Source organism: Streptomyces sp. NPDC014764 (genome assembly GCF_043082785.1).
GTDB lineage: Bacteria > Actinomycetota > Actinomycetes > Streptomycetales > Streptomycetaceae > Streptomyces > Streptomyces althioticus.
Genome location: NZ_JBIBXY010000001.1, coordinates 421,068 through 437,795, shown reverse-complemented (window position 1 = coordinate 437,795; position 16,728 = coordinate 421,068). Strand labels below are relative to the sequence as shown.

Annotated in this window: 17 protein-coding genes; 7 read left to right on the top strand and 10 right to left on the bottom strand. The window is 73.9% G+C overall.

What is annotated here, in order from left to right; translation table 11 throughout:
- Positions 1-14: 14 nt before the first annotated feature.
- Complete coding sequence (locus ACF1AG_RS02015) at positions 15-356, bottom strand: hypothetical protein (protein WP_387794634.1); 342 nt, start codon at positions 354-356, stop codon at positions 15-17.
- Positions 357-465: 109 nt separating this feature from the next.
- On the opposite strand from ACF1AG_RS02015, the gene ACF1AG_RS02010 reads away from it, so the two are divergent.
- A complete protein-coding gene (locus ACF1AG_RS02010; protein WP_359745288.1) occupies positions 466-699 on the top strand; it encodes a DUF2277 domain-containing protein in 234 nt (77 codons plus the stop codon).
- A 274-nt stretch (positions 700-973) separates the two neighbouring features.
- Here the strand turns inward: ACF1AG_RS02010 and ACF1AG_RS02005 are convergent, their stop codons facing one another.
- The 4 genes from ACF1AG_RS02005 to ACF1AG_RS01990 all read right to left on the bottom strand — a co-directional run bounded on the left by ACF1AG_RS02005 (position 974) and on the right by ACF1AG_RS01990 (position 5,100).
- Positions 974-1,573: a VTT domain-containing protein gene (locus ACF1AG_RS02005; RefSeq protein ID WP_359601032.1), complete on the bottom strand. Its 600-nt coding sequence runs from the start codon at positions 1,571-1,573 to the stop codon at positions 974-976.
- A gap of 298 nt (positions 1,574-1,871) precedes the next feature.
- Positions 1,872-2,324 carry a DoxX family protein gene (locus ACF1AG_RS02000; RefSeq protein WP_359601031.1) on the bottom strand — a complete coding sequence of 151 codons (453 nt, stop codon included), beginning with the start codon at positions 2,322-2,324 and terminating at the stop codon, positions 1,872-1,874.
- Between the two features lie 394 nt (positions 2,325-2,718).
- Positions 2,719-4,365: an alkaline phosphatase D family protein gene (locus ACF1AG_RS01995; protein WP_359601030.1), complete on the bottom strand. Its 1,647-nt coding sequence runs from the start codon at positions 4,363-4,365 to the stop codon at positions 2,719-2,721.
- A 90-nt stretch (positions 4,366-4,455) separates the two neighbouring features.
- The gene (locus tag ACF1AG_RS01990) at positions 4,456-5,100 is read right to left on the bottom strand and encodes an HNH endonuclease family protein (RefSeq protein ID WP_359601029.1); all 645 of its coding nucleotides are present in this window, start codon (positions 5,098-5,100) and stop codon (positions 4,456-4,458) included.
- A gap of 433 nt (positions 5,101-5,533) precedes the next feature.
- Here ACF1AG_RS01990 and ACF1AG_RS01985 point away from each other — a divergent pair, with 433 nt between their 5' ends.
- A complete protein-coding gene (locus ACF1AG_RS01985) occupies positions 5,534-6,115 on the top strand; it encodes a TMEM165/GDT1 family protein (RefSeq protein ID WP_359601028.1) in 582 nt (193 codons plus the stop codon).
- Positions 6,116-6,292: 177 nt separating this feature from the next.
- Positions 6,293-6,961 (top strand): HAD-IA family hydrolase, encoded by a 669-nt coding sequence (locus ACF1AG_RS01980; RefSeq protein ID WP_359601027.1) that lies wholly within the window; start codon positions 6,293-6,295, stop codon positions 6,959-6,961.
- Between the two features lie 202 nt (positions 6,962-7,163).
- Here ACF1AG_RS01980 and ACF1AG_RS01975 read toward each other — a convergent pair whose 3' ends face one another.
- Positions 7,164-8,972, bottom strand: a complete 1,809-nt coding sequence (locus tag ACF1AG_RS01975; protein WP_391809200.1) for a peptidoglycan-binding protein — start codon at positions 8,970-8,972, stop codon at positions 7,164-7,166.
- A gap of 158 nt (positions 8,973-9,130) precedes the next feature.
- Between ACF1AG_RS01975 and ACF1AG_RS01970 the strand changes: the two genes are divergently transcribed.
- Positions 9,131-11,221, top strand: a complete 2,091-nt coding sequence (locus tag ACF1AG_RS01970; protein ID WP_359601025.1) for an MFS transporter — start codon at positions 9,131-9,133, stop codon at positions 11,219-11,221.
- 21 nt (positions 11,222-11,242) lie between these two features.
- Here ACF1AG_RS01970 and ACF1AG_RS01965 read toward each other — a convergent pair whose 3' ends face one another.
- Positions 11,243-11,737 (bottom strand): GNAT family N-acetyltransferase, encoded by a 495-nt coding sequence (locus ACF1AG_RS01965; protein WP_359601024.1) that lies wholly within the window; start codon positions 11,735-11,737, stop codon positions 11,243-11,245.
- Between the two features lie 177 nt (positions 11,738-11,914).
- Here ACF1AG_RS01965 and ACF1AG_RS01960 point away from each other — a divergent pair, with 177 nt between their 5' ends.
- Entirely contained in the window at positions 11,915-12,595 is a 681-nt protein-coding gene (locus ACF1AG_RS01960) for a hypothetical protein (protein WP_359601023.1), read from the top strand.
- A gap of 5 nt (positions 12,596-12,600) precedes the next feature.
- Entirely contained in the window at positions 12,601-13,470 is an 870-nt protein-coding gene (locus ACF1AG_RS01955) for a hypothetical protein (protein WP_391809199.1), read from the top strand.
- Here ACF1AG_RS01955 and ACF1AG_RS01950 read toward each other — a convergent pair.
- Entirely contained in the window at positions 13,459-13,908 is a 450-nt protein-coding gene (locus ACF1AG_RS01950) for a DUF1992 domain-containing protein (RefSeq protein ID WP_359601021.1), read from the bottom strand. The genes ACF1AG_RS01955 and ACF1AG_RS01950 overlap by 12 nt on opposite strands.
- 103 nt (positions 13,909-14,011) lie before the next feature.
- Here ACF1AG_RS01950 and ACF1AG_RS01945 point away from each other — a divergent pair, with 103 nt between their 5' ends.
- Complete coding sequence (locus ACF1AG_RS01945; RefSeq protein ID WP_359601020.1) at positions 14,012-14,404, top strand: hypothetical protein; 393 nt, start codon at positions 14,012-14,014, stop codon at positions 14,402-14,404.
- A gap of 42 nt (positions 14,405-14,446) precedes the next feature.
- Here the strand turns inward: ACF1AG_RS01945 and ACF1AG_RS01940 are convergent, their stop codons facing one another.
- The gene (locus ACF1AG_RS01940) at positions 14,447-15,124 is read right to left on the bottom strand and encodes an O-methyltransferase (protein WP_387794640.1); all 678 of its coding nucleotides are present in this window, start codon (positions 15,122-15,124) and stop codon (positions 14,447-14,449) included.
- A 79-nt stretch (positions 15,125-15,203) separates the two neighbouring features.
- The gene (locus tag ACF1AG_RS01935; protein ID WP_391809198.1) at positions 15,204-16,631 is read right to left on the bottom strand and encodes an MFS transporter; all 1,428 of its coding nucleotides are present in this window, start codon (positions 16,629-16,631) and stop codon (positions 15,204-15,206) included.
- Positions 16,632-16,728 lie beyond the last annotated feature (97 nt).

Below are 16,728 nucleotides of genomic sequence, written 5' to 3'. Positions count from 1 at the left end.
GGTCGTCCTGGGAGCTACGGCGACTTCTCCGCGTGCTCGTGGGCGTGCTTCAGGACGGAGCGGGCGTGCACGCCGTCGGAGCCGGTGAGTTCGGCCCAGTAGCGGTGGGTGCTGACGAACACCGCGAGTTCGTGCTCGCGGCGCCGGAGCTTCTCGACCTCGGCCTGCTCGTCCTCGGTCCAGCCGGGCGAGGCGGGGCGCTCGACCTTGCGCCAGCCGTTGTCGTCGCTGAACCCGTCGAGGGGTTCGACCGACCAGGGGAGCCGCTTCAGCAGGGCCGACAGCTCGGCCCGGACCTGATGCAGTTCCTCCTGACCGGCAAGGAGGTCACTCGGAAAGTCATAGGTCGCAGCCACGGCACAATGATACGCCTGTTCGATTTTGGGTGGCGAGGTGTTCCGGGGTCTCCGGAGCGGTATTCACTCCATCGTGGACCCGGCTGGCGGGAGGCGCGAGACTGGGGTCATGTGCCGGAGTATCAAGACCCTGCGTCCGCCCGCGCTCCCCGAGGAGGCCACGGAGGAGGACATCCGGGCCGCCGCCCTTCAGTACGTAAGGAAGGTGTCCGGCTTCCGGGCGCCGGCCGCCCACAACCGCGAGGTGTTCGACCATGCGGTCGAGGCGATCGCCGCGGCCACGGCGGAGCTGCTGGAGAACCTGGAGGTCAGGGGCGCCCCGGCCCGCCAACAGGCCGGCTGAACGACGGCGGGCGCCGACTCTTCGGCCGTCGAGTGGACGGTCGGGCTGTCAGTGCACCGCGCCGTGAACCGGGCGACGCTCCCTGCTGTCGAAGGCGGTTGCCTGGGCGCCGGGAGCGTTGCACCCTGGCTGTCGGCTGTCGGCTGTCGGCTGTCGGCTGTCGGCTGTCGGCTGTCGGCTGTCGGCTGTCGGCCCGCCGCGCCGCAGGGAGCGGCGCTCCCGGCAGCCGAGCCGTCGTCGTCCGGCCGCCGGACAGGCGTGATGCGCCCGGGGTCTAGCCCGCCTCCCTCGGCTGCGGCTTCCGCATCAGGTACCCCGCCCCCGCGCCCGCCGCGAACAGCGCGCCGACCGAGACCGCCGCCGCCAGCCATGTCGCGCCGAGCCACTGGCCGCCGAAGTAGCCGAGGGCGACGCTGTAGCCGGCCCAGGTGAGGCCTGCGAGGGCGGACCAGGGAAGGAAGTCGCGGGCGCGGTGGCGGGCGGCGCCGGCGCCGAGGGAGACCACCGAGCGGCCGGCCGGCGCGAACCGGGCGAGCACGACGAGGCCGCCGCCGCCCCGGGCCAGCGCTGCGCCGAGACGTTCCTGCGCGCCCCGCAGCCGACGGGAGCGGGCGAGGGCCCGGTCCAGACGGGCGCCGCCGCGCCAGGCGAGGCGGTAGGCGACCAGGTCGCCGAGGACGGAGGCGGTCGCGGCGCAGAGCGTCAGCACCAGGATGTCGGGCACGTATGCGGCCGTGCTCGCGGCGGCCGCGGTCGCCGCGGTGATCACGAGCACCCCGCTGGGCAGCACCGGGAGGAACACGTCGAGCAGGACCGACAGGGCCACCACCGCGTAGATCCACGGGCTGCCGACCAGCGACCCGACACTCTCCACTCGCACTCCCCGTACGCCCCCGTGGGCCCGTGTCTGCCGCGCTGTCGCGGTGGAGGCGGCAGGAGTGGCAGGAGAGGCCGATGACAGCCATACAGCGTACGCCCGGTAAGTGACAGAAAGGTCACGGGGGGTTCGTGTGCCCGGCAGCCCCCGTACGCCGGTAGTACCCCCGCGTACGCCAAGGCGCCCCCCGCGTGTGCGCGGGGGACGCCCGGTGCGACTCGGTGGTCCGTCGGGGAGGCGGGTGCCGTGGGGAGGCGTCGGCGGTCGTGCGGGTGGGTGAAGCGGGACCGTGCGGTCAGGCGGCCACGGGGGTCTGTTCCGCCGGCCGGCCCTCGCGCGCCGAGGCGCGCCTGGCGAACAGGCGGTCCAGGCCGAAGGCGCCGGAGCCGGTGAAGATCAGCAGGAACATGGCCCAGCAGTACATGGCCGCGCTCTCGCCGTGGTTCTCGATGGGCCACAGGGCCTCGGGCTGGTGCACCTTGAAGTAGGCGTAGGCCATCGCGCCGGACGATATGAAGGCGGCGGCCCGGGTGGCGAGCCCGAGCAGGACCAGAGTGCCGCCGACGAGCTCGATGACCGCGGCGTACCAGCCGGGCCAGGCGCCGGCCTCGACGGTGCCGCCGTTGCCGTCCGTGCCGCCGAACAGGCCGAGCAGGGACACGGCGCCGTGACAGGCGAAGAGCAGGCCGACGACCATGCGGAACAGGCCCAGGACGTAGGGCTGGGCGCTGGTGAGGCGTCCGTTCATGGGGGAGTCTCCTTCGGTCGGGCCGGCCCCCGGATGAGGCCGGTCCAGGGGGACGGAACCGAGTCGGAGATCCACGTTAGGTGCGCCTAAATCTTGCTTGCAAGTTCAACATTTGGCCATGGCTTCGCCCCCTTTTGACCCCCTCCCACAGGCGGGAACCGCACGTCACCGCCCGCCCCGGGGTGCTCCCTTGATCACCCGGATGACCGGAACCGCCCCTCGTCGCACAGCGGACTCACAGGTCACCGCCCGCACTCCCCGACGGCGCGAGTGCCGCCCCGTCCTCCGCTCGAGCGCCGCTCCGTCACGAGCTCAGTGCCGCCCCGTCCTCCGCTCGAGCGCCGCTCCGTCACGAGCTCAGTGCCGCCCCGTCCCGCGCTCGAGCGCCGCCCCGTCACGCACTCAAGTGCCGCTCCATCACGCGCCGCAGCCGCACCCCGCCCCGCTCCTCCTGCGCGTGCTCCAGCCGCAGCACCGACGAACGCCCCCGCGTGGCAAGCGTCATGAGCTGGTTGCCGAACCACGGTCCGCCCGTCCTGCGCCAGTGGACCGGGGGCTCCCCCAGACCGCCGTGCCGCTTGAACACCCGTCCGAGCCCTCGCGCGGCGGCGCTCCAGCCGAACCGGAAGCCCACCCGCATCGAGGCGGGGATGGAGTTGTGCACCGGGGAGCAGGTCAGCTGCACCACCCGCGCGTCGGGTTCCGCCCGCCCCGGCCAGCTCGGCTCGGCGACATAGGCGTGATGGACGTCCCCGGACAGCACGCACACCGTGGCGGGCGCGTCCGGGCCGCTGCCCGCGTCGGCGAGCACCTCCGCCAGCTCGGCGAACGAGTCGGGGAACGCCGACCAGTGCTCCAGGTCTGCCGCCCGCCGCAGCTTCTCCCCGAGCCGCGCCCAGCGGGGGCCCTTGTCACCCCGGCACAGCACGGAGCTCCACACCTCGACGTCGTGGACGAGGTGGGGGAGCAGCCAGGGCAGAGAGGTGCCGACGAGCAGATGGTCGTAGGACCCGCGGTCGTCGGACGCCTGGGCGCGCAGCCAGTCGGCCTCCTCCCGGTCGAGCATCGAGCGCCGCCCCTCCTCCAGCACCCGGGCCGCGCGGCTGTCCACCATGACCAGCCGCACCCGTCCGAAGTCGCGCCGGTAGCTCCAGCGCACGGCCGTGGCGTCGGCCTCCGCCCGGGCGGCGAAGTCCCGGAGCGCGTCGGTGCCGTCGGGGGTCTCGCGTACGGCCGCGTAGACGGGGTCGGCCTCGACGTCGGCGGGGGAGAGGTTGCCCAGGTGCTGGTACACCCAGTACGACATCAGCCCGCTGAGCACACGGTCCCGCCACCACGACGTGGCGCGCATGTCCTCGACCCAGGAGGCGGAGGTGTTCCAGTCGTCGATGACGTCGTGGTCGTCGAAGATCATGCAGGTGGGGACGGTGGACAGCAGCCAGCGCACCTGCGGGTCGAGCCAGGACTCGTAATAGAGGTGGGTGTACTCCTCGTAGTCCGCCACCTGGCTGCCCGGCGGCTCGCTCAGGTCGCGGCGCGCGGCCAGCCACTCCTTCGTGGCGTCGGAGGTCTCGTCCGCGTACACCTGGTCGCCGAGGAGCAGCAGGACGTCGGGCCGCTCGCCCTCGGGGTCGGCGGCGATGCGCTTGGCGAGGGCGTCCAGCGCGTCCGGCCCCACCGGGTCGGCCTCCCCGGTGGGCGGGGAGGCCCAGCGGCAGGAGCCGAACGAGATGCGCGCACGGTCGTCGCCGGCCGGGGTGCGGATCACCGACGGCGGGAACGACGGGAACGGCTCCCGGGCGAGCGGCCACACGCGTTCGCCGTCCACATGGACCTCGTACGGGGTGGCCGTGCCCGGGGTGAGGCCGGTGACCCGGACCAGCGCGTAGTGGTGGCCGCACACCTGGAAGGTGCCGGAGCTCCCGCCGGTGCCGTCCGGGCAGCGCACCTCCACGGTGCCCGGGCCGTCCGTCTCCGCCCACACGGTCGCGGACGACCCGTCGACGTACCTCAGCAGTGGTCCGAGCCGCAGTCCGGCCATGGTGACCCCTTCCTCCGTCGCCCCGTACGGTACGCAGCGACGGAGGCCGTCGGGGAGACCGGCGCACCCGGCGGTCCGGGCCGTGCTGCGTCAGCAGTTGTTGAGGTACCCCTGCAGCGCGGATTTCTCGGCCGAGTCGACCGCCAGGTCGTAGTGGTACTTCACCTGGACCCACGCGCGGACGTAGGTGCAGCGGTAGGCAGTGCGGGACGGCATCCAGGTGGCGGGGTCCTGGTCGCCCTTGGACTGGTTGACGTTGTCGGTGACGGCGATGAGCTGCGGGCGCGTCAGGTCGTTGGCGAATGCCTGGCGCTGGGACGTGGTCCACGAGCCCGCACCGGAGTCCCAGGCCTCGGCGAGCGGCACCACGTGGTCGATGTCCACGTCGGAGGCCGCGGACCAGGTGGCGCCGTCGTACGGGGAGTACCAGCTGCCGCTGGTGGCGGCGCAGGCGGAGTCGGTGACGACGTTCGAGCCGTCGCGCTTGAGGATCGTCTCGCGGGTGTTGCAGTTGCCGCTGATGGTGATCCAGTGCGGGAACTTGTCGCGGTTGTAGCCGGTGCGGCTCTCGGTGCGCACGGGGAGGGTGGCGAGGTAGCTGCGCGCTGTGGCGGCGCTCACCGGGGTGGGGAGGGCGGCGGAGGCGGCCGGGGCGTTGAAGAGCCCGGCGGAGGCTATGAGTCCGGTGAGTGCCGCGGCTATGCTGAGCCGTCGACGCGCGTAGAACTTCGACATGCGAACTCCCTTGTGGGGTGCGGGCGTTGGCGTGCGTGCAGGGGGATGCTCGCGGCGCCGTGTTGCCGGGAGGCGAGGGTCCGGTAAGAAGTTAGTGACGCGCACATGACACGTCTATGGTTCGGGTGTGAAGTTTCCGCGCACGGCGGTGCGGAGCCCGTCATGGGGGACGGCTTTCGGCGTCCGCGGGGACCTCACGTACCATGGACGGCGCAGAAGGGGAGTAGCCCTTTGCCGGACCGTCGACATACTGCTCAGCCAGCCTGAGCCGGCGCCCGGAGGCAGGCCCGCGAGGGTCGGCCGGCGAGACCTTCGGCAAGCAGTGCACACCTCGTGCCGTACGGCACGGGCACCGCGTGTGCTGCCGTGCCGAGGTGTCTTGCGCGCAAGTTCGTCACTCTCGGCGGGGCAGCCCCCGACCGATTGAGGAACCTTGATCAGCCTGACCGTGACGGCCGTCGTCTTCGGCGTCGTCTTCCTGGCCGAACTGCCCGACAAGACCGCGCTCGCCGGTCTCGTCCTCGGCACCCGCTACCGCGCCTCGTACGTCTTCGCCGGTGTCGCCGCCGCCTTCGCGGTGCACGTCGCGCTGGCCGTGGCGGCGGGCAGTGTGCTGACCCTGCTGCCGCAGCAGCTCGTGCACGCGATCACGGGTGTGCTCTTCCTCGGCGGCGCGGCGATACTGCTGTTCAAGAAGGACGACGACGAGGAGGAGGTCCGCAAGCCCGCGGACCAGTCCTTCTGGAAGGTCGCCGGGGCCGGGTTCATGCTGATCCTGGTCGCCGAGTTCGGCGACCTGACGCAGATCATGACGGCCAACCTCGCCGCCCGCTACGACGACCCGATCTCCGTGGGCCTGGGCGCCGTGCTGGCGCTGTGGGCGGTGGCAGGGCTCGGCATCGTCGGCGGCAAGGCGCTGATGAAGCGGGTGCCGCTGAAGCTGATCACGCGGATAGCCGCGCTGCTCATGCTGGGCCTGGGCGTCTGGAGTCTGTGGGAGGCGGTCGCCGGGTGATGTGCGGCGGTCCCGCCGGTGAACACCCCGTGGAGGCGGTGGCGGGAAGCCGGGTTTGTTTTGTACCGTAGTTGAACAAAGTGGCCCCCGCCCGTTTCCCCTGACCGGCGGGCGGGGCCGCTCTGTCCCGCCCGGGATCCGCCTCCACGGTCCCGCACCCCCGCCTTGGAGCAGCCGATGACGGCCACCACCACCGCCGTACTTCCCGCCCGCGCCCTCCTGCTCGACATGGACGGCACCCTTGTCAACTCCGACTCCTCGGTCGAGCGCATCTGGCGCCGCTGGGCCGACCGCCACGGGCTGGACGGCGACGAGGTCATGAAGGTGGTGCACGGCCGGCAGGGTTACGCCTCCATGGCCCTGCTGCTGCCGGACCGGCCCATGGAGCAGAACTACGCCGAGAACGCACGGCTGCTCGCGGAGGAGACCGCGGACACCGAGGGCGTCGTCGCGATACCGGGCGCCCGGGAGTTCCTCGCCTCCCTCGACGGGCTGCCGCACGCGCTCGTCACCTCCGCGGACGTCGCCCTGTCCACGGCGCGGATGGCCGCCGCCGGTCTCGAGCAGCCCGCGGTGCGGATCACCGCAGAGTCCGTCGGCGCGAGCAAGCCCGACCCGGAGGGCTTCTTGAAGGGCGCGGCGGAACTGGGCGTCGACCCGGCCGACTGCATCGTCTTCGAGGACTCCGGCGCGGGGATCGCCGCGGGGCGCGCGGCGGGAATGCGGGTGGTCGGCATCGGCCCGCGCGCCGGTTTCCACCAGCCGGACGTCGTCGTACGCGACCTCACCCAGGTACGGGTGGAGCGCACGCCGGAGGGGGCCATCCTGCTGCACGTCTCCGCGTAGGCCTGGCCGGCGGATCGGGCCGGGGGCGTTGACGGGGGGCGTGGGCGAGTGGCGACAACGCCGCTGGTGGCGCCCCCCGCGCCCGTTCAGGGCAGGGCGTGCCGGACCTCGCGTCCTCGGCCCGGTCGGACAGGCCCGGCACGTCCTCCCCCGGCCCGTGAAGGCGGAGGGCTGCTGTGGCGGCTCCGGACGCCCCGTCCTGTCAGGACCCCCCGGTCTCCGACTCCAGGCGGGAGCGGGTCTGCGGGCCGTACACGCCCAGCTCCTCGTGGATGCCCCGCGACCACTGGTAGTGGCGCACGGCCTCCTCGACCCGGTGGCTGTACCGGCCGTCCGTGTCGCCCTGGTACAGCCACACCGTGCGCAGGCGCTGCTGGAGCTCGACGACCTCCGGTCCCCGGTCGCCGCGCCGCAGCACGGGCGCGGTGTCGACCGGCTCCTCCGGCTCCGGCGCCACGGCGGGCGGGGACGACGCCCCACCGGCCGACGGCGTCACCGACGGATCGGCGGCCGCGGACGCGCTCGGCGCGGAGCTGGACGCCGACGGCGACGGCGACTCCGACGCGCTCGCACTCGCGGACGGGGACTCCGACGCGGACGCGGACGCACTGGGGGAGGCGGACGTGGCCGCGGAGGACGGCTCCGCCGAGGGAGCCTCCGACGACACGTCCGGCACGCTCGCCCTGACGTCGTCCGGCGCGGCGGTGTCCCGCGACGGCGTCTCGTACGAGAACAGTCCGCTCGCCCAGCCCGCGGCGCCCAGTACGGCCACGACGGCCCCGGTCGCCGCGATGAGCGCTCCGCGCCGGCGGCGGCTCCGGGGCGCGGCGGCCTCGGGGTGAGGGGCCGCCGCCCCCGCGGGCACCGCGCGGAGGGGACGCGTGGCGTCGTCGAAGAGGCCCAGGTCGTCGGCGTTCGGCTGCGCGGCGCCGGGGGCGAGGGGGGTGGGGAGGACGGACGTGCGGTCGTCGGCGGCGGGCGCGCCGGGAGCCGCGCCGTCGGGACGGACGGCACGGAGCGTCATGGTGGCGTCGGGCGCGTCACCGGTCCGGGCCTGCGGCCCTCCGGCGGGGCTGCCGGTGCGGGCGGTCTGTGTGGGGCGCACCGCCCCGGTGTCCGCCGTGCCTGCGGATGCGGTTCCCGTCGAGCCGGGCGCGGGGGCGCGGGTCCCGGCGCCGGGAGCCCCGTCGGTGTACGCGGCCTGCGCGCGGGGTGCCGCCCCGGCGCCTCCGGCGTTCTCGGTGCTCGGCGCCGTGCCGGTGTGCCCGGCCTGCGCGCGGGGTGCCGTCCCGGTGTCTGTGGTGTCTGCGGCTTCCGCCGTGCCGGACGTGGATGCGCGGTTCCCGGCGCCGAGTGCCGTGCCGGCGGGGCTGCCCGCGTGTGGGGCCTGCGCGCGGGGTGCCGCCCCGGTGCCTTCGGCGCCTCCGGCGTTCTCGGTGCTCGGCGCCGTGCCGGTGTGCCCGGCCCGCGCGCGGGGTGCCGTCCCGGTCCCCGCCGCGTCGCCCGCTGCGGGTGTGCCCTGGGTCGCGTCGCGCGTCGCGGCGTCAGGGGCGATGCCCTGGAAGGTCATGGTGGCGTCGGCTGCGCCCGGTCCTTCGTGCTCCGCCGGGGTCGCCGCCGTTCGCCGCTCTCCGGGGGCGGGGGCGCCGTCGTGGGCCGCCGGGCCTCCCGTGGGCGGCGTCCCGTGCGCGGAAGGGGCTGCCGCGTCGGGGCGCGCCCCCGGCCCCGCGGGCGTGCCCGTCGGCGCACCCTCCCACATCGCCGCGCGAGGCGTTCCCGACGTCGAGGGCGAACCCTTCGTTGCCTCCGGCAACCCGTCCGGGCTACTGCCGTCGAGGTCGACGTACGGGCGTATCCGCAGCGGATCGAAGTCCTCCGCCGCGGCCGCCTCGGCCGTGCGGGCGTCGCGGAGGGCGTCGGCCGTGCGGCGGGTGCAGACACACGTCGGTGTGCGGTCGGCGTGCCTGGGCGCACCGCATTCCGGGCACGGGTGCCCGTTCGGCTGGTCCACGTGTCGTCCCTCCCCTCGCGAACTCCAGAGATTATGCAGATCTTCTTCACACTCCTGTTCGCGCGCCCCCGGAATGCAGAGTTCCGCTCGGGCTCGACAGGCCATAACCGGTCACACCGATCACGATGGAGGGGTCACGAGAACCTCTGGAGGTCCGCATGGCCGGGGACGCGCACCGTTCGGCGTCGGAAACGGGACGTACGCAGCCCGAACGCCCGGACGGTTCGGCGGCCGCGGGCGGGACCGGCACGGACCAGGCGTCGCGCAGCGTGTGGCTGTCCATCGGCGCGCTGCTTCTCGGGCTGCTGCTGGCCGCACTCGACCAGACCATCGTCTCCACCGCCCTGCCGACCATCGTCAGTGACCTGGGCGGCCTGGAGCACCTGTCCTGGGTGGTCACCGCGTATCTGCTGGCGTCCACGGCCGCGACCCCGCTGTGGGGCAAGCTCGGCGACCAGTACGGCCGTAAGCGTCTCTTCCAGACCGCCATCGTCATCTTCCTGGTCGGCTCCGCCCTGTGCGGGGCCGCGCAGGACATGCCCCAGCTGATCGGTTTCCGCGCGCTGCAGGGACTCGGCGGCGGCGGACTGATCGTGCTGTCGATGGCGATCGTCGGCGACCTGGTGCCGCCCCGTGAACGGGGGCGGTACCAGGGCCTGTTCGGTGCGGTGTTCGGAGCGACGAGCGTGCTCGGGCCGCTGCTCGGCGGGCTCTTCACCCAACACCTGAGCTGGCGCTGGGTGTTCTACGTCAACCTGCCCGTCGGGATCGTCGCCCTCGTCGTCATCGCCACCGTGCTGCACATCCCCCGCCGTTCCACCAAGCACGTCATCGACTACCTGGGCACCCTGCTCATCGCCTCCGTCGCCACCAGCCTGGTCCTGGTCGCGTCCCTCGGCGGCAACACCTGGCCCTGGACGTCGCCGCAGATCATCGGGCTCGCGGTGCTGGGCGTCGTGCTGATCGCCGCGTTCGTCGCCGTGGAGCGCCGGGCCGCCGAACCGGTGCTGCCGCTCAAGCTGTTCCGGGTGCGGACCTTCACCCTGTCCGCCGTGATCAGCTTCATCGTCGGCTTCGCGATGTTCGGCGCGCTGACCTATCTGCCGACCTTCCTCCAGGTGGTGCACGGGATCAGCCCGACCCTGTCCGGGGTGCACATGCTGCCGATGGTGGCCGGCATGCTGCTGTCCTCCACCGGCTCCGGGCAGATCGTCAGCCGCACCGGCCGCTGGAAGGTCTTCCCGGTCGCGGGCACCGCCGTCACCTCCGTCGGACTGCTGCTGCTCCACCAGCTCGACACGCAGAGCTCCACCGCGGTGATGAGCGCCTTCTTCTTCGTCTTCGGCCTGGGACTCGGCCTGGTCATGCAGGTCCTGGTGCTGATCGTGCAGAACGCCGTCCCCTACGAGGACCTCGGCGTCGCCACCTCCGGGGCGACCTTCTTCCGGTCCATCGGAGCCTCCTTCGGCGTGGCCGTGTTCGGCGCGATCTTCTCCGGCCGGCTCGGCGGCCAGCTAAGCGCCGCCTTCCGCGGCGCGGACCTGCCGTCCGGCGTCTCGCCCGAGACGCTGGAGGCCGACCCGCGCGGCATCGGAGCCCTGCCGCCTCCCCTGCGCCCCGCCGCGCTCGACGCCTACTCCACGGCCATCACCGACGTCTTCCTGTACGCCGTGCCGGTGGCGCTGCTGGGCTTCGTGCTGGCCTGGTTCCTCAAGGAGGACCCCCTGCGCGCCTCGGTCACCGCGCCCGACGCCTCCGAGACGATCGCCCCCAACCCGGTGGAACGCTCCTCGCACGACGAGGTGTGCCGCGCCCTGTCGGTGCTCGGCACCCGCGAGGGACGCCGGGAGATCTACCGGAAGATCACCGACCGCGCCGGCTACGACCTGCTGCCCGCGTCCAGTTGGCTGCTGCTGCGCATCAGACGCCACGGCTCGGTGGAACCGGCCCGGCTCGCCGAGCGCAACCCCGTCCCGCTGGACGTCGTCCTGGAGGCCACCCGGCAGGTCGAGAGCCGGCACCTCGCCGTGCGCCGGGGCGTCGACATGGTGCTCACCGACGAGGGCCGCGAGGTCGGTGAACGGCTGGCGCGTGCGCGTGAGGAGTCCCTGGCCGAGCTGCTGGGCGACTGGTGGGGGCCGGACCGGCCGACCGACCTGGTGCAGCTCGTGCACGAGCTCAACGACCAGCTGTGCGGCTCCAGCGGCGAACGCCCCCAGGGCGCCCGCGCGGTCACTCCGTCGCGCTGAGACACGGGCGGTGCCCCGGCCTCAGACGAGCTGTCTCGCGAACCAGTGCTCCGCGTACGGGTCGTCGTTGTGCGGCTCGGTCTCGGCGTACCCGAGGCGGGCGTACAGGGTGCGCGCCTCGACGAGGTCGCTGCGGGTGTCCAGGATCATCCGGCGGGCGCCGAGGTCCCGTGCCGCCTCCTCCGCGGCCCGCACCAGCAGCGCCGCCCCGCCCCGGCCGCGCATCCCCGCGTACAGGAACACCCGGGTCAGCTCGGCCGCCGTGCCGTCCGGTGACAGGCGGATCCCGGCGCTGCCCGCCGGCTCGCCCCCGTACCGCGCCACCAGCAGCTGCCCGCGCGGCGGCGCGAGGTCGGCGCCCGACCGGGCGGCGATCTCCCGCTCCAGCTCGTCCGGGTCGGTCCGGCGCCCCTCGTGCAGCAGGTACCAGCGGTCGCTGACCTCCGTGTAGTACGCCCGCCAGAGCGCGACGGCGGCGGGCGAGTCGTGGGGTTCCGGGGCCACGGTCCAGGTCATGGCCGCATTCTGTGCCTCCTACCGGCCCTGGGCGCAAGCGAATTGGAGGCCGGGCGGTGCCGGGCGGCGGGCGGGCGTCTGCGCCGTGCAGTTTGTGCGCGGTGCAACGGGCAACCCGTTGGGACGAACCGGCTCGCGAGGAGTGCCGGTTGGGACGAGAACCCCCGGAAGGCATCCATGTCCACTGGCCTGATCATTGCGTTGATCGTGATTGTCGCGGTCGTTGTCGCCATCGCGGCCGTCCTGACCCTGCGTGCACGCGGCCCGCGACACGGCGCGAGCCTCAAGCGGCGCTTCGGCCCCGAGTACGAGCGTGCCGTCGCCCGGCACGACGGGGACGCCAAGGCCGCCGAGCGGGAGCTGTCCGAGCGCGTGGAGCGCCACGGCTCCCTCCAGGTGCGGCCGCTGGAGCCGGCCGAGCGCGAGCGCTACGAGGCGCGCTGGACGGCCGCCCAGGAGCGGTTCGTCGACGCGCCGCGTGAGGCGGTCGCCGAGGCCGACCGCCTGATCGCCGAACTCGCCGGCACGCGGGGCTTCCCCGCCGGCGGGCAGTACGAGGAGCAGGTCGCGGCGCTGTCCGTGCACCACGCCCACCACGTCGAGGGCTACCGCCGCGTCCACCGCGTCGCGCAGGCCCACCCGGACGGCGCGCACGACGGCGCCGCCGGCACGGAGGACATGCGCGAGGCGATGGTCGAGGCGCGGGCGCTGTTCGAGGAACTGGTCCGGCCGTCGCGGACGCACCACGACGGCGGGCGCCGTGGCGCCGCCGGTGAGCGTACGGCCGCCCCCGCCACCCGTCGCGACGGTCACCGCACCCCGTCGCTGCTGCACCGCCGCCAGGCGAAGGAGAGCTGATCGTCATGCCCGAGGCACCCCGCCGCACCACCCAGGACACCTGGATCCCGAACGGCCCGGACGCCCCGGCGCCCGGCCCCGCCTCCGCGGACCCCGGCCACGAGGCGGCCACCCTCGACCACAAGACGGAGGCCGGCCGCAGGGCGGAGCCCCCCGCCGCCCGCGGGGGCGCGGACTCCGCCGTCGGCTTCGGCGAGACCGGCGCCCCGCGTGGCTCCGGCTCCGCCGGCACGGACGCCGCACGCAGCTCCGGCGGCACGGAGAGCCCGCTGGTCGCAGCCCACCCGCAGACCGGCGACCGCACCCCTGCCGGTACGTCCGGCACGGCGGACCGCACCTCGGCGGTACCCGGCCCGGACGGCACCGGCACCCACACCCCCGGCCCGTCGGGCACCGGCACCCACGCGTCCGGCCCGGACGGCACCGGCACCCACGCGTCCGGCCCGGACGGCACCGGCACCCACGCGCCGGGCCTGGACGGCACCGGCACCCACACCCCCGACGGCACCGGCACCCACACCCCCGGCACCCACGCCGCCGCCCACGGCCCGGACGGGACGTCCGGGCACCCCGGCTCCCGCCTCCTCGCCCATGACACCTGCGACCGTCTCTCCGCGCAGTTGCGGCAGGCCGTCGCCGGGTTCGTGGACCGGCCGCGGGACGCCGTCGAGGAGGCCGACCTCGTCCTGCACGAGATCACCGAGCGGCTCAACGACGCCCTCACCGAGCGCCGCCGCACCCTGGCCCGGAACTGGAAGGCGCCCGTCCCGGGCGAGCCGAAGAAGGGCGACGCGGCCCCGGCCGCCGACACCGAGCAACTGCGGCTCGCGCTGCGGGACTACCGCGAGCTGGCGGAGCGCCTGCTAGGCGTCTGAGCCGCCCCGTGCACCCGGCCCACCCTGTCCGTCCGACGCCGCCCGGCGCTCCCGCCACCGGCGTACGACGTCCTCGACGTCGTACGGCTTCTTGCCCAGCGGGGGGCCGGGCGGCGGCTTGAACATCATGTCGCTGATCTTCGCGTTGATCTCCGCGAGGATCTGCCGCACGATCCGCTCCGAGGGGGCCGCGAGGGCCGCCGCCAGCGCGTCCTCGGCCTCCTTGCGCAGGGCCAGCGTCGGCGGCAGCACCGACATGCCCTCGCGGGCCATCTTCCGCTTGACCCACCAGAGTTCGTCATAGGTGTTCTCGACCTCGGGCGGCAGCGGCCGGCCGGCGCCTTCGAGCCGTTCGAACTCCCCGCGCGCGTCGGCGTCACGGATCTGCTTGTCCACCCAGCTCTCGAAGTCGACGCCCGGTGGCTTCCGCTCGGTCATGACCCCATTGTGCCGGACGCGGTACGGCCGGGCGTTTTATCATCTGGCGGCGGGCAGCCGATCCGGCTGTCCCGGCCCCCAGGACCTCTCAGGAGGAGCGCACGTGCTCGAACTCACCATGGCCGCGGTGTCAGCGGCGGAATCGGGCGCCACGGCCGGGATGCTGATGGCCGACGCGCCCAGCGAGCCGGGCACCGTGCTGCGGGTGGGGCGGGACACGTCCCTGTGCCGGCTCGCGACGCCGGACGACTGGCTGTTCGTGTCCCGGGTGCACCTTGAGTTCCAGTGCGCGCAGGACGGCAGCTGGCAGCTGACCTGGCTGCGCGGCTCGCTGCCCGAGCCGTCGTCGGAGGTGCGGCTGACCGTCGGGGGACACGCCCGGCCGGTCTCGTACGGCGGGACCGTGCCGCTGCCCCGGGGCGGCAGCGGCGAGGTCGTGATCATGGACCGCGCCGCCCCGCGCAGCGTCAACGTGGGCTTCTACCACGAGGTCTGAGCCCGCGGGACCGTTCCGGCGCCCGCCCGGCCCTCCGTCGGCTCAGGACACCACGCGCGCCAGTGCGAACCCGTCGTGGTCCTTGACCCCGACGGTCTGGATCGCCGTCGCGTCCAGCCGCGGGTGGGTGCCGAACAGCTCCAAGGCCGCGCGGGTGCCCACCACGTCCGGGTCGGTGTTGTCCGGGTCGGCGACCCGGCCGCCGCGCACCACGTTGTCGAGGACGATCAGGCTGCCCGCTGCGGTGAGGCGCAGCGCCCACTCGACGTAGTGCGGGTTGTTCGCCTTGTCGGCGTCGATGAACACCAGGTCGAACGGCGGCGGCTGCTCGTCCGCGAGCTTCGGCAGCGACTCCAGCGCCGGGCCGACCCGCACCTCCACCTGCTCGGCGAGGCCGGCGCGGGCGATGTTGCGGACCGCGACCTCGGCGTGCCGGGGGTCGTACTCCAGGGTGATCAGCTGCCCGTCGGCGGGCAGGGCGCGGCCCAGCCAGATGGTGCTGTAGCCGCCGAGCGTGCCGATCTCCAGGACGCGCCGGGCGCCCTGGATCCGGGCGAGGAGATGGAGCAGCTTGCCCTGGAGGGGTGAGACGGCGATGGGCGGGAGGCCGGCGGCGTCGCTCTCGCGCAGCGCCGCCGTCAGGGCCTCGTCCGGGTCGTCGCCCAGCAGCCGTCCGGTGAAATAGTCGTCCACCGCGTTCCAGAGCCGCGCCTCGCTCATGCAGGGTGCCTTCCGTCGCGCCGACCGGAACTGCCCGGCCGGACCGGCTGTCGAAGATACGGGGCGCGGCCCCGGGACGTCAGACCTTTTCCGGGTGTGTCCCGGGCTCGAGCGACGGGGGCGAGCCGGGCAGCGGGCGGCCGGCCGACTCGGCCATGCGCCACACCGCGAACCCGCCGATCACGGCGGCCGCCATCATGTAGTAGGCGGGCATCATCACGTCGCCGGTCGCGCCGATCAGCGCGGTGACCACCAGCGGGGTCGTGCCGCCGAACAGGGACACCGAGACGTTGAAGCCGATCGACAGCGAGCCGTAGCGGACCCGGGTGGGGAACAGCGCGGGCAGCGCGGACGGCATCGCGGCGGTGAAGCAGACCAGCAGCAGGCCGAGCGCGCCCAGGCCGGAGGCGACCGCGAGCAGCCCGCCGTCGCGGATCAGCAGCAGCGCCGGAACGGACAGCAGGAGGAATCCCGCGCAGCCGGCCGCCATCACCGGGCGGCGGCCCACCCGGTCGGTCAGCGCGCCGGCGAACGGCTGCACGGCCATCATCAGCACCATCACGCCGAGGACGACGACCAGGCCGTGCGTGGCGTCGTAGCCCAGCTCGCTGGTGAGGTAGCTCGGCATGTACGACAGCAGCATGTAGTCGGTGACGTTGAAGACCAGCACCAGGCCCACGCACAGCAGCAGCGCGCGCCACTGGCCGGTGACCATCTCGCGCAGCGGCACCTTGGGGCGCTCGGTCTCGGCCTTGGCGACCTCGGCCGCGAAGGCCGGGGTCTCCTCAAGACGCATGCGCAGGTAGAGGCCGATGATGCCCATCGGGCCCGCGATCAGGAACGGGATGCGCCAGCCCCAGGAGAGCAGGTCGTCGGTGGACAGCAACGCCGTCATCAGGGTCACCAGGCCGGCGCCGCCGATGTATCCGGCGAGCGTGGCGAACTCCAGCCAGCTGCCGAGGAAGCCGCGCCGTTTGTCGGGGGCGTACTCGGCGATGAAGGTGGAGGCGCCCGCGTACTCGCCGCCGGTGGAGAAGCCCTGCACCAGGCGGGCCGCCAGCAGCAGGATCGGGGCGCCCACGCCGATCGCGGCGTAGGAGGGGATCAGGCCGATGGCGAAGGTGCCCGCCGCCATCATGATCATCGTGAGGGCGAGGACCTTCTGCCGGCCCACGCGGTCGCCGAGCGGGCCGAAGACCATGCCGCCGAGCGGGCGGACCAGGAAGGCCGCGGCGAAGGCGCCGAACGTGGACAGCAGCTGGGCGGTGGCGTTCCCCGTGGGGAAGAAGACCTTGCCGAGGGTGACGGCGATGTAGCTGTAGACACCGAAGTCGAACCATTCCATGGCGTTGCCGAGCGCGGCCGCCTTCACGGCGCGCCTGACCAGCGCGGGGTCGGTGACCGTCGGGGGACCGGCGGAGGGGTCGGGTGCCTGTGCCGTACCGGCCCGGGGTGAGCCGGCGGGACCGTGGGCGACGGAGTGATGGGCGACCTGGGACGTCGACAAGACCTCGCTCGCCTGCCTTTCGTCGGGGACGGGGACGGGTCCGCGCGGCGGCACTGTCGGGCGGGCCGAAGCCAGCGACGATAGGCGGCGTTTCCCC